We start from the raw sequence: 13,313 nt of genomic DNA on the forward strand, positions 1-13,313 counted from the left end.
TTTTTTGATCTTTAAATTGATTTAACTAACTCTTCAAATAAATCTACGTAACTCTTTGCCATCAACTGCCAACTATGTTGTTCAGCAATAGTCCGGGCTGCCTTACCCATTTGACTCCGCAAGGTGCGATCGCTTGTTAAAGACGATAGTGCCTGTATTAAAGCTTCGGTATCATTAGGATCTGATAGCACAATGCCCGCTTCTGGCTGCACCAATTCTGCTGCACCTGTAGTCACGGCCGTAATCACAGGTAATCCACAAGCCATAGCCTCAATCACTACTAATCCAAAAGGATCATAGCGGGAAGGAAAGACCAGAAAATCTACTGCTCTCATCAACTCCGGGACATCACGGCAAAGTCCCAGAAAATGCACTCGCTCATTTAACCCCAGAGATGCCGCCAGTTGCAAATAGGGGCTACCTTCAGTAATTCCCGCAACTGCCAAATGCAAATCTGGTACTTTGACCAAGGCATGTAAGACCGTATCCAGATTTTTACGAGGAATTCTAATATCCCCAGCAAACAGCGCTAAAGGTACATTTTGGGGGAGGTTCCATTTTTGGCGATCGCTTACTCCGGGTGAAAACTCTTGCAGATCAACGCCATTGACGATTACTTGTAAGCGTTCTGGCGGTACACCAATTGTCAACAAATCCTTACCAACTTTATCAGAGACTGCTACAACTACCTGTGCTTGCTGAAAAGCTAATTTTTCCCAACGTGCATTCATAGCTGTGTATAGCCATTGGTAAAAACCGTATATAACTGAGCGTGGATTTAATATATTCTTCACAGACTTAGGCATAGTTCCCTTACTGGAGAATTTCAGCCAAGAACTATGTACAAAATGCACTGCATTTACATCAGCCGGAAAGGTTGTAATTGCACCATTGGCTTTAATTAAATCAAACTCAGAACGATGTTGACGCAACCAGTTACCACTCCGCCAAGAGAAAATCATGTTGCGAAGAATTTCTGTCGGCCAGCCTTGAACTGAAACACAAATCCATCTCACTTGGCTATGCTGCTGTAACGATGATGCCACTTCACTGGCTACTAGAGTCACATGATAACCCCGACGAATTGCCTCCCAGACGACTTCATAATTGACCCGACCTTGACCATTACCTTTAACAACATTGTGGGTAACAATGCAAAGTTTCACGATGTTTAACTATCCTCTAAAAGTAAAAGGGAACGGGGAACGCTGACAAGTGTAGGTTTTTTATAAAAACCTTGGAAGCGGGACAAGAAGGACAAGGAAGAAAAAGCTTATAACTGCCCTCAAATAAGAGTTCTAGCTCACCCTTGTATGAAAAACCTACACTGTGAGCTTCTTTGTGCCCTCTGCCTTCTTTAATAATTTTCAAGTTTCAGATGGCAGTAATAATCTTTGGATATGAGAACGACGCACAATTTCTGGCCAAGCATGGATAGCTTTGTGTTCTAACAAGTATTTTGACATTTGTAAAAAGTATATGAACACAAATGCTATTAATTTCAAAGGATTGGGGAACAAATCTTTATAGCGTTTGATGCCAATATAAAGTCGAGCTGCTTCGACATGTAAATCATAATTGTTAATTCCACCAATACCAGTAGCAATTGTACCCGTTGCTAAAACGCTTTCTACTGGATTAATATCTGCCTGTAATTCTGGGCAATATAAAATCTTGTAACCACGCTTAATTGCTCGCAAAGCGAGTTCAGCATCTTCGTAACCAAAAAATATATTTTCATCCCACTGTTCTTGGGTAAAAAATTGTTTGGGGAATAAAGTCGCGTGAATAACTACAGTTTGAGGAGTATCATGAGTGGGTAAAAAATGCCCTTGGAATGTGAGTCTAGCTGGAAAAAATTGGACGGAGTCGTTTTTGCTAGTACCTGTTAAAATAGTTGAATTTTTCTCTTGTGTTGACATTTGCAAATATTTTGCGATCGCCAAACTAAAAAAGTCTGGCTGTACCAAAATATCATCATCAACAAAAGCAACAAAGTCAGTTTCCGATTCTGGGATGGCATTAACTGCATTGTTGCGGTTGGCACAGACACCACGACGAGGCCCTTGGATATAAATTGTGCCTGGATATTTCTGCACAACTTGGTAATTTGCCTGTTGTACTTCAGGGTCGGTAGAGTCGTCAGAAACAACTACCATATGGGGTTTGATTTGAGAATTCCACAGTGCTTGTAGGCAAATATCTAATGATTCTGTACGATTTCTAGTTGTGACGCAAGCGGAAACTCGCATTTATTTTTACCTCTATATATTAATAAATAACTACATGTTTTAGATATTCAAATAGCCAGAAATATTTCCGTATTTTTTTAAAACTTAGCGGCTATTTTCGGAGGAGTAAAACTCAGCATCAATGCAGCTATAGTCCGTAAATTCAACTGTTGACGTAAGGAACGCCAAAGATATGGACGTGCTTGTTTAGTTTGTTCAGCTCGCAATAAGCCAATTCCTAAGCTTGTACTGACTTTTACCCATTGCTGTTGAAAATAGATTTTAAACTCTTGGAGATTTTCATCTTGCATAAATATCTCCAAGCAAAATATATCTGCCTGAGATTTACGGATTTTCGCTTGGTAATTGCGTTTACCGCTTTGCATTGTTTCTGTTTGATCATGCCTGCGGTATCTGGTTAATTTTTGAGGACAATAGTAGGCTCCCATGCCTGTACGGCAACACAAATAAGTTAAATAAACATCCCATGATCCACCTACTTCTGGAGGAATACTATCCCAATCTATGGTATCTTTACGAATAACAGCAGCCATTGCTGAAGCTACTGCTTGATCTACTAAACCAAGTTTATAAAAAGGTTGGTAAATACCTTCAGATAACTCCGCCCGTTTAAATAATTGCGAACAATGTTCTGTCAGTTCATAATCAATTGTGCCATCAGCATTAATTACATAATGGTCACAAAAAGCTAGGACTAAATTCGGATTTGCTTCTAATGGAGGAACAAGTTTTTCTAAAAAATCTTCTTCCCATAAATCGTCATCAAGCAAAGCCGCAACATATTTTCCCCGTGCCATTTTAAAAGCTTTAATGGTGTTAGGGAGCATACCTAAGTTAGTTTCATTGCGGGAGAAACGGATACGTGGGTCATTAAATGATTCCACAATTGCTTGGGGATTTTCCGGACTGCAATTGTCAGAAACAATAATTTCAATATTTTGATAGGTTTGGCTGATAGCACTTTTGAGAGCTTGCTTTAAGTAATCTGGACGGTTGTAGGTCGGGGTAATAATGCTTACTAAGGGAGTTTGTGATTGAGAATTGATATTCATAGTTTTAACTATGTATGCAATTAGGTATCAGGTGTGGTTTTTCGTAGTAACGAAAGTGTACTTCTTAATAAGAATAAGCGAGAAGCTGATCGCACAACACGAAGGCATTGACTATAGGTGAGGGCTGCTTGAATTTGAGCAAAAATGTGAAGATTTACTGAAGGGTTTTTTGCGTGAGCAAACTACGAACTACTGGTGTCCCTGGGAAATATTGCTAAGTATGTTTAGTAAATAGTCTGATGGTAGTTTTACTGTGTTATTGATTAAGTATCTTTTACTACTAAGTTGATATTTTTTCTAACTGGGAATGCGGTCGCATTATCAAGCCTATACTCTTGAGTAGAAATCGCAAAAGGAAATATACTCGCTCTGTAGGAGTGTAGAAAGGATAGCGCATAATCATACTAGAAATAGCCAGCATTTCCCGTGCATTCCATTTGCCTTGCCAGTAATAAAGAGTACGTCGGTAGTCAAGGTTCCGCATCAGGTTGACTCTAGCAGGATAATTTATACGCTCTAAAAAGGCATTTACCCCTTGGTTAGTAGTCTCCATTGCCGCTTGCCAACTAGCTTGCTCTTCACTAGTTAACACCGGATTTTGTTGGCTAGCGTGATAGTTTTTACCATGTAGGCGGTAACTACCCAAAACTTCTTTGAGGTATTGAATTGTACCTAAAAAAGCAGTGCAATAAACGAGACAACCATCAGCCCACAACCGCCAAGTTTTTGTATCGATTGGCATTACTTTTGCTAAAGCATTGCGACGGTAAGCTAAGGCAGAAGTGGGAGGATAGTACCAAGCATTACCTGTATCTAGGATCAATTGTGCTAATTCTATATTGGGGACTCGACCTCTTGTATAATTTGTATCTAGTAATTTGTCTTCAGCATCGATACTTTCCAATTGATGCATGACGCCAACTGTGTTTGAGTCTTGGAATGCCTCAACAATACGTTGTAATTTATTGGGCTTCCAAACATCGTCGGCATCCAAAAAGGCAATGATCTCACCTCTTGCTGCTGCAAATCCTGTGTTAAATGCAGCACCTTGTCCTTGGTTTTCTTGAAAAATACCTTTCACCTGATGTGGCGATCGCTGTTCGTATTGGTTGATGACATCATGGCTATGATCTTTAGAACCGTCATCAACAACAATGATTTCAAAGTTTGTGTAAGTTTGTGCCAAAACCGATTCTATTGCCGCAGATAGGTAGCGAGCGTAGTTATAGTTAGAAATAATTACGGTAACTAACATTTTTAGTTGTATAAATTAGGGTTTAAAGCTTATAGATGGGTTAATTTGTTAGCAAAATTTTCAGGAGCAGTGAGGTTTTATTTATTAGTAGAGTCAGTATCTAGCCAACTCTACTTTTTTGGGCAAATGTCAATATAGACACTGATTTTTATAAAAGCCTCCTGAAATTTACAGAAGGCTAGATTGAATCCTGCTTTAGCAGCTTTGGGAAAGCGGTTTTCTCAACACAAACAGATTGCTGTGTGCCAGCGAGGGATCGCGCTGAAGCAGATGATCAAAAAAGTTGAAAGGCCAGCGCAATAATTTAGGATAGTTGTACCCAGTAATTGATACACACTCATAATCATGTAGTGCAAATAGGTGCAACCATTCGCTATTAACACTGACGCGTAGATGCTTGCAGTCTACAGCTGGATCAAGAGAAGCCCGAAAAGAAACTGAAGCAATATTAGCAGGAACTTTACCAAATAACAGACGGATACGATTCCACCACCAAGCGATGTTGGGAGTAGTGATCAGCAAATATCCACCTGGACGAAGTACACGCCGCAATTCTTGTAAAAATACGTCGGTGTCCATTAAGTGTTCAATAATGTCACCAGCAATGATCACATCAAAGAAGTTATCTTCTACAGGACAAGCAGATTCTCCACTTACCCAAACATGCGTAAGGATACCAGCTCTTTTAGCTACCTCTAAGGGCGCTTCGGAAATGTCAAAGCCATGCATTTCGGTAATCTCACCGACTTGGGCTTTGTAGTAGGCTGCTTGTCCACCAGTACGACACCCAATATCTGCTACCCGTTTGCGGTTGGGTATTTGCTTGAGTGTTTCAATCAGCAAGGAAATTTTTTGACTAGCCCATTGAAATTGCTGGTGTTCTTCCTCATCAGACATCTCCTTGCTGTATTCGATCGCATTTGCTCCCAAATGCCCAGCAGCGATGCTGGTTTGCAGGAGAGTTTGTGTTTGATAGTCAGAATTTTCTACTTGAGAAGTTTGAGTTGTAGATAGTTGCTCCATATGTTGCTCCATATAGGGATTGATATAAATAGCAGGGATTTACTAAATTCAGACTAAGTTGTAGAGCTACCCTGATTAGACTCGTACTGAGCCTGGTGATATTTCCAGAGTTTACCACGTTGCTCGAGTAAATCTTGATACTTGCCTTGTTCTACAATTCGACCCTGTTCTAGCACAACTACTTTATCTGCTTTGGCAATTGTAGAAAGGCGGTGAGCAATCGCAATCACTGTTCGACCAGCAGAAAGTTTTTCCAGAGATTCTTGAATTAACCTCTCTGTGACTGAATCTAAAGCACTTGTGGCTTCATCTAAAATGAGAATTTGGGGATTGCGTAATAAAGCTCTAGCAATGGCTATTCGTTGCCTTTGTCCTCCGGATAACCGCACACCGCGATCGCCTAACACTGTATCAAAACCTTCGGGCATTTCTTCGATAAAATCAAGTGCATTTGCTAAGCGTGCGGCTTCTCGAATTTCTGCTTCGGTTGCCCCTGGTGTACCGTAGGCAATATTGTTGCGGATAGAGGTATTAAAAATAAATGTATCTTGACTGACTACGGCCATTTTGCGTCGCCAAGAATCAATTTCAAATTCTCGTACATCAACTCCGTCGACCAAAACCTTTCCTTCTGTGGGATCGTGGAAGCGAGGGATTAAATCAGCTAGGGTTGATTTTCCTGCACCAGTAGATCCAACCAGTGCTGTCATTTTGCCTTTTTCGATGGAAAGTGTGATGTTATGCAAGACTAAATTCTCGCGATCATAACCAAAATCTACAGAAACTACATCAATTGCTCTTTGCAACTCCCGAAACTCAATTTTGCCATTTTGAAAATAAACTTTATCATCAGGTTTAAGCAAATTTTGAATATTATCTATTGCTCCTCCTTGGCTACTGATAAAAGCTGTCGTTCCATTCAAGTCTTGAATAATCGGGATGATCCGAAATAGCACAAAAAAGAAAGTTAATAATTCGCCAATTTGCATGAAGCCACTGGTCACGACAAAAATAATCATGCTAACCATGATCATTGTCGATGAAGCTTCTGCTACTGGTTTAGGAATATTAGAAATTAAAAAGTTTTTTTTCCACGCTTTGACGACGTTTTCACTAGCTTGATAATATCTCTTGCGCTCAAAGTCTTGAGTCGAAGATGCCTGAACTGTACGAATACCGTTGAGAAATTCTAAAGAAGTTGCAGTAAATTTGCCGTTAGCAATAGAAATACCAAAACTAATTTCTCTAATTCGTTTGTTCAGTGTGGAAACACCAACTCCTATCAAACTAAATAATAGAAATGAAACAACTGTTAATTGCCATGATAAGACAAACAGCGATATAGAATAAATCAGTAGAGTTAAAGCCCTGGTGGTCAGAAAAGCTAGACCTCCAAAAATTTGTCTCACTCTTAAAATTTCAGTAGTCAGAATATCGATTAATTCACCAGATCGCTTTTTGGCAAAGTAGACTAAGCTTTGAGCTTGTAACTGTTCAAAAATACGTTTACATAAGTTATCTGCCAAATGAACTTCACAAAACTGGTTGCAAATCTGGGCAGTATAGCTTAAGGAAATACGTATAAAAGTAGTAAAGATGATTAATGCTGATATTCTATATAGTCGTTCTGTAGCAGAAGCATTTACTCCTAAAATAGAGACATCAAACCATTGAATACCTGTTTTTACAGGTTCGGCATTTGGGCTTGTTAAACTTTGTAGAAAAGCAAGTAAAAAACCCAAACCGAAGCCTTCAAAAGTTGCTGCCAAAAACGAGAAAACCAAAGCAGCAATTACAAGTCGTCGGAAATGCTTAAACTCTCGTAAAATGAAGCGGTTATTTTTCCAAAAACTAGTAGCTTGCACTAACCTACGGGTTAACAGAGATATTTGTCGGGGCATAATTTTCTATAAAAGTTCGGGATAGTAGCGCATACACGTTAAATCTTTAGCACTCAAGCATGAAGCAACTATCAAGCGGATGAGAAATATTAGAGAATATCTATGTCATTTTCCTAGTTCTAGATGTAGTAAGAAGTAGGATGATTACATCCTACTCTACATAGACCAGCAAGTATACGAACATTACAGTTCAAAGCTATTTACTGAATCCAAAATCAACTGATTGGACTCTGCTTCCTCTACCTGCCATGAACCCACAACTCCTGGTAGTTGATTTAGCTGTTGTTGTTCTTTGACACTTAGCTCTAGCGCTTCTGCTAATGTCCAGCAACGGGGTCCTGTTAAACTCATTTCACCCCGTAGTACATTTAATATCAATGGCAGATTGTGTAATCCTGTTTTTTTACTTACTGGTGTGGTGCGAAACTTAAATCCCCGAAATAACCTACCCCGTTCGCCAACGTGCCACTCCCTCTCCAAAATCGGTTCTGAGGAAGACAGCTGCATTAATAATCCTAATCCTAATGCGATCAGACTTATTACTAGCAACAACAATAAGGCGACAATCCTATCTCCTAGCCGCTTCAAGGCTTTCAATAGAGGACTTTCTGATATATAGTAATTTTTACCAGAGTTTATACGTAAGTATATAGGCTTAGATGCTTGCTCACAGGCATTAGCCCAAAGGTTCAGCTTCGCTTCCCCTAGTTTTGGATCTATACGAACTAACTTAACTGAAGAATGTTTTAAGCATTCTACTAGTAATTGCTCATTATCTAATACAGGCAGATATGGTTGCTTTAATTTTCCTAAAGGCTTTACTAACAACTGATCCCGTCGCCATACAAGTGTGCAGTATGGGTGGTGATCATCTCTTTGTGTTTGAGTTTCACCGTAGCAAGTGTCTAAAGATGAAATTATTGAAGTAGTCATATGTTTTAAGTTATACTTATGGTAGATTACTGACCTGATATCAAAGGCCTTTGCGCCAAAGAATCTGATCTTAATTCTCACTCTTTTATTTAGAATCAAACTAGGGATTATTTAATTAAAAAACAAGATGAATTGTCATATAGACATCTACACATCTTGTTTATTAAATTCCTGTTTGATAAGCTAGATATTTATAAGAAGTTAAAGATATCGTTTATCTTTTGATTGATCTAAAAAATACGTTTTTAAACTTGAATTTTTTTTTCATTTTGTACTTTTAATTTTGGAATCAATGTGCTTCAATATCTAGGATATAAGACTCAGTAAGAATCGCGGTCATAAAAATAAATTCTTTATTTACTCTTTAAAGAGATTGCGTGTTTCACAAAAAAATATTAAGTTACTATGAATTTCTTCTGTGATGAAACTACGTAAATGATTTTTCTTGAAAAATAATTTAGCAATTCACAAAATTTTAATTATTACGAACAAATATAATTTCAGGCAGAGAAAGCATTGCTTAATTTGGAAGTTTTAGTTCACGTACTACATAAAATGTTAAGGTCAGCATTTACACACGGAGGACGATAGGCTTGAGAGTAATAGAGTAATACAGTTAGGTACTCTTAAGTAAGAAGGCAGAGGGCAGGAGGCAGAAGAGGTGAGGATTTGACGGATTTGACTTGTTTGTTCCATTCAGGCGATCGCCACCTGTGCACCTGTTTTCAAAAAGGGGGTATGGGAGTGTAAGGGTGTAGGAGAAAAATTGTGTTTATTGCATCTGTTGCAGCACGCACTCGCGATCGCAAGTACTCGCTTCATATCTGTCTTGCAAAGCAAATATCCCGCCCTCAAATAAATTTAGGGCTAAAAGCTAACTAGGCTCCATAGGCAATTATGCTTATGACAAGGAAATAAAAATTTAACTCCTACACCTCTACAACCATTTGCAAAACAGTCAATCATGAATATTGGTACACAACTAAACATGAAAATTCTTATCCCTTATGCCCTCTGCCTTATTTTCAAGCTAGAACTACACGGGCTATTGCCCACAACGAGGGGATGAAAAATTAACGAACACAGATAAACACAGATGGACACCGATAGATTATCGGTTTGCTGTTAAGTTAATCCTCAATCCCTATTTTCGAGCTAGATGTAAAATTAATAGCCTTCGTCAACCCTCTCCTTACCAAGGAGAGGGGCTAGGGGTGAGGTTTTTTGTTATTAGTGATTAACCGAACTCTATACAAGTATTCCAATGGACAAGTTATAATTCCTTTCTGAAAAGATCTAATGAAAAATTAGCGCTACCCTTAAGTAGCGCTAACTGTGAACCATTAATTTCGATTGGCTATTCTTCTATTGCTCTTTGCAATGCAAGTGAGTGTTGTTTTGCATAAGGTACATAGGTGCTGCCAGAATCTGATACTCCATTTGCTACAACACCAATGAGATTTAATCTACTAAGCATAGCTGTAGCTTGTGCTAGTTGAGTCCTTGTGACTCTACCAATACTGGCTACCATGACCACACTACGACAAGCTGAGGCTGTGAGTAGAGCATCTACTAAACCGAGAACCGGAGGAGCATCTACAATTACCAAATCATAGTTCTCTTCAAAGGCAGCCATCAATTCTTCCATGCGGGGGGAACTCAACAAATTAGCTGGGTCGGCTGGTGCGGGACCAGCTGTCAAAATATCTATGTAGGATGAGCCAGCAGAAGGAATACTAATTTGATTGGGTAGAGTAGACTCACTCACCAGTAAAGTGGAAAGTCCTTGTTCGTTAGGAAGATTGAGTTGTTTGTGCAAGTTGGGAGCGCGTAGGTTAGCATCAATGAGTAATACTCGTTTGTGTAAACGAGCAGCACTCATTGCTAAACCCAAAGCCAAACCTGATTTACCTTCATCAGGTAACGCCGAAGTCACCATCAAAGATTTGAAGGTGGAAACTGAATTTAAAAGTTCAATATTCTTATAAATCAGATCCAGTGATTCCCAACGTGGAGGGGATTGCAGAACCTGAATTGTCCAAGGTGCAAGTACCTCTGGCTTACCAAAGGGTAACTTGAAGACTGATTCTCTAGTTTTAGCAGGTGGCAGTTTGGGAGTAGTTCCCAATACTGGTAAAGCAGTCTGCCTTTCTAATTCAGCAGTAGTATGAACAGAATCATCAGATGCATCACGAATAAAGGCAGCAACACCTCCTAACATCAGCCCAACAACTGCACCCAACATCAAATTTTGCTTGAGGTTGGGGCCCATAAAGATACCCTTGCGGGGTGGCTCTACAACTTGCCAGTTAAATCCTCCTTTGTCAAGTTCCTGCTGTAACTGTTGTTGTGCCTTTAACAGTTCTTGCAGTCTTTCACGACCAAGTTGAATTTGAGGTTGTAGGCGACTGTACTCAGCTAATTTGGCTGGAAAACCTTTGAGTTCATCACGTACCTGTTGTTCTTTTTGGGCTAAACTTTGGTCACGAGCTGCCAAGGCGAGTAAATTGGTTTGTGTTTCTACTAACTGACCAGCAAGAGTCAGGTCAATTTCGCTCTTCTGCCCTTGGTTAAGCAGATTACCTCCTGAGGCATTGACATTAGCCTGTTGTGCTCCTAAAGTATTTCCTGCTTCTTGTTGCAACAATTCTTTCTGTTGTTGCAGTTGTTCTACTAGCTTGATCACACTGGGAGCTTGATCAGTAAAGCGCAAGCGTTCCTGTGCTAAGGCTAATTGCGTTTTTTGGATTTCGTTGAGTAATGCTTGATAGCGGGTAGACTGACTTAAACGAGCCTCTACAAGGGCATTTTGTGGAGTACTTTGCAACTGTTGTTGCAAAGATGCATAACGAGCTTTTGCCTCTTCATATTGAGCGCGAGTTGTGCGTCGGTCCTGAAGAATAGCGTTTAAATTATCTTCTAGAGATTTTGCCTGTGCTTCTGGGTCAATTAAATTTTGATTTCTACGAAAGCGCTGTAAGTTTGCTTCTGCTCTATTGACTTCTTCTACGGTGTCTCTTAACTGTTGTTGGACAACTCTTAGACCTTTTCTTAAACGCTCAGCTTGTTGTTGTTGGTTGTATTCCAAATATACTTGTCTAATTGCATTTAGAACTCTTTGTGTTTTATCTGGATCTGTATCGGTATATTCCGCTTGAAAAATATTGGTGGCAAGATTGTCTTCTCTTGTTCTTAATTGATTTAATACCAAAGCGCTCTGAATCTCGTCTACTGTTATATCTGGGTACTCTGGCTTGAGTTTGTCAACTGCTTGTTGAATAAGCACCGAGCTTTGCATGATATTCAACTGAGTCGCAGTATCAATTACAACGTTAGAATCGGTAAAAGAACTTCCTGTAGTTGGTGTTCCTTGTGTATTACCTTCATAGTTAGGTTTCACCAACAGTTGCATTGAGCTTTTGTATGTTGGTGGTGTTCTTTTGGTGATCAAAGCCGCACCAGCAATACAAGTGATAAATACTACTAAAAACCAAGGAAGTCTGCGGATGAGTACCGCAAAGATTTGCCCATAACCCGGTTCTGTTTCATTAACTGGATTTACATGGGGACTCAGACTGGATTGAATCACGTTTACTATCCCTCAGCTAACAAGTCAAACTAGTGAAATGTTTAAATTACAAGCTTGATCAACAACTTGGTCAACTTTACTAAAGAAAGCTTCCTCTGAAAAGTTTGCCACTGCATGATTACGAATGTCTTCGTAATCCCAATCAATTTCCCTGGCTTCTAGTAGAGCTGCTTGAATGGATTCAGGTGTTTGCCTCTTAAAAAATACACCAGTTTTACCAGGTATTTGAGTATCCAATACTCCACCTGCTCCATAGGCAATTACCGGTGTGCCACTAGCATTTGCCTCTACTGGAACTAATCCATAATCTTCTAGAGCTGCTACTATAATGGAGCTAGCTTTAGCGAACAATTGTGTACGTTGGGCATCTGGGACGTGTCCTAAAAACTCTACATTACTAAGAGCTTTCGATTGTAAGCGTTCTCGCTCTGGACCATCTCCTGATATTAATAATCGCCATCCCAGCCAATTAAAAGCTTCGACTATTATATCAAGACGTTTGTAGCTGATCATCCGAGCTGAGGCTAGATAGTAATCTTCTTTGGACTTTGTAAAAACAAATTTACTAGTATCAATAGGATAATTAATAACAATAGCTTTTTTGCCGTAAGTAGTTTGAATACGACGGGCTACAACGCTGGAATTTGCTATGTAAAGGTCTGGTTCTTGTGCATATGCAAGATCCACCTTTCTCATCACTTGAAAAACTTGTTCGATTAAAGGAGCAAAGTATCTATAATCTCCGTACTCCCGTAAATATGTTTCTGTATCCCATAAAAAACGAGTGATGTTATGACAAAAGCAAATATGCTTTGCTGAAGGGCTTTTTCGCACTGCTTTAGCGAAACTAGTGCTACTACTAATTATCAAATCATATTCCTGTAAGTCTAAAGCACGAAAGGCTGGAAAATAAAAAGGAGCCATGAGGCGAAAATATTTAGCAGCGCCAGGAATATTTTGCAAAAAAGTTGTATTGACAATCCGTTCACCCAAATCGATTGTTTGTTGGGGGTCATACAAAGACGTGTAGATGTCTGCTTGGGGGTAGCGTTTACAAAGTAATTCAAAGACTCTTTCTGCGCCCCCTCGCTGGGTTAAGTAATCATGGACTAAAGCTACTTTCATATTCTTTGTAAGTTGAGTCTATACAACAGCATTAACTGAAAAATAAATTCTTAACACCATACTCATGCTTAGTTATTCGTTAACACATCTTTAAATACAATCTGTGCATAAGAAAATCCTGATATGACTTTCAAGTTTTAAAAGTTCCCTGTAAATTCCGGTTTTTATAAATTTTTGATGAAG

Annotated in this window: 9 protein-coding genes; all 9 read right to left on the reverse strand. The window is 39.3% G+C overall.

The genetic code is table 11. The features are described 5' to 3' along the window. Positions 1 to 11: 11 nt before the first annotated feature. Positions 12 to 1,166, reverse strand: a complete 1,155-nt coding sequence (locus tag RS893_RS03455) for a glycosyltransferase family 4 protein (RefSeq protein WP_315789874.1) — start codon at positions 1,164 to 1,166, stop codon at positions 12 to 14. 201 nt (positions 1,167 to 1,367) lie between these two features. Continuing rightward, positions 1,368 to 2,252 carry a glycosyltransferase family 2 protein gene (locus tag RS893_RS03460; RefSeq protein ID WP_315789875.1) on the reverse strand — a complete coding sequence of 295 codons (885 nt, stop codon included), beginning with the start codon at positions 2,250 to 2,252 and terminating at the stop codon, positions 1,368 to 1,370. Positions 2,253 to 2,329: 77 nt separating this feature from the next. Next, the gene (locus RS893_RS03465; protein ID WP_315789876.1) at positions 2,330 to 3,304 is read right to left on the reverse strand and encodes a glycosyltransferase family 2 protein; all 975 of its coding nucleotides are present in this window, start codon (positions 3,302 to 3,304) and stop codon (positions 2,330 to 2,332) included. 280 nt (positions 3,305 to 3,584) lie between these two features. Then, positions 3,585 to 4,559 (reverse strand): glycosyltransferase family 2 protein, encoded by a 975-nt coding sequence (locus RS893_RS03470; RefSeq protein WP_315789877.1) that lies wholly within the window; start codon positions 4,557 to 4,559, stop codon positions 3,585 to 3,587. Positions 4,560 to 4,754: 195 nt separating this feature from the next. After that, the gene (locus RS893_RS03475) at positions 4,755 to 5,582 is read right to left on the reverse strand and encodes a class I SAM-dependent methyltransferase (RefSeq protein ID WP_315789878.1); all 828 of its coding nucleotides are present in this window, start codon (positions 5,580 to 5,582) and stop codon (positions 4,755 to 4,757) included. 53 nt (positions 5,583 to 5,635) lie between these two features. Then, on the reverse strand, positions 5,636 to 7,483 hold the full coding sequence (gene hepA, locus RS893_RS03480; RefSeq protein ID WP_315789879.1) for a heterocyst formation ABC transporter subunit HepA: 1,848 nt from the start codon (positions 7,481 to 7,483) through the stop codon (positions 5,636 to 5,638). A gap of 183 nt (positions 7,484 to 7,666) precedes the next feature. Continuing rightward, complete coding sequence (hepC, locus tag RS893_RS03485; RefSeq protein ID WP_315789880.1) at positions 7,667 to 8,416, reverse strand: heterocyst development glycosyltransferase HepC; 750 nt, start codon at positions 8,414 to 8,416, stop codon at positions 7,667 to 7,669. Between the two features lie 1,357 nt (positions 8,417 to 9,773). Continuing rightward, a complete protein-coding gene (locus RS893_RS03490; RefSeq protein ID WP_315789881.1) occupies positions 9,774 to 12,005 on the reverse strand; it encodes a polysaccharide biosynthesis tyrosine autokinase in 2,232 nt (743 codons plus the stop codon). 24 nt (positions 12,006 to 12,029) lie between these two features. Next, entirely contained in the window at positions 12,030 to 13,130 is a 1,101-nt protein-coding gene (locus RS893_RS03495) for a glycosyltransferase (protein WP_315789882.1), read from the reverse strand. Between the last annotated feature and the right edge of the window lie 183 nt (positions 13,131 to 13,313).

Source organism: Fischerella sp. JS2 (genome assembly GCF_032393985.1).
Classification (GTDB): domain Bacteria; phylum Cyanobacteriota; class Cyanobacteriia; order Cyanobacteriales; family Nostocaceae; genus Fischerella.

Excerpts from the sequence above, each read along its gene's own strand:
- hepC (WP_315789880.1), bottom strand. The coding sequence starts at position 8,416 with ATGACTACTTCAATAATTTCATCTTTAGACACTTGCTACGGTGAAACT.
- RS893_RS03465 (WP_315789876.1), bottom strand. The coding sequence starts at position 3,304 with ATGAATATCAATTCTCAATCACAAACTCCCTTAGTAAGCATTATTACC.
- RS893_RS03475 (WP_315789878.1), bottom strand. The coding sequence starts at position 5,582 with ATGGAGCAACTATCTACAACTCAAACTTCTCAAGTAGAAAATTCTGAC.
- hepA (WP_315789879.1), bottom strand. The coding sequence starts at position 7,483 with ATGCCCCGACAAATATCTCTGTTAACCCGTAGGTTAGTGCAAGCTACT.
- RS893_RS03495 (WP_315789882.1), bottom strand. The coding sequence starts at position 13,130 with ATGAAAGTAGCTTTAGTCCATGATTACTTAACCCAGCGAGGGGGCGCA.
- RS893_RS03470 (WP_315789877.1), bottom strand. The coding sequence starts at position 4,559 with ATGTTAGTTACCGTAATTATTTCTAACTATAACTACGCTCGCTACCTA.
- RS893_RS03460 (WP_315789875.1), bottom strand. The coding sequence starts at position 2,252 with ATGCGAGTTTCCGCTTGCGTCACAACTAGAAATCGTACAGAATCATTA.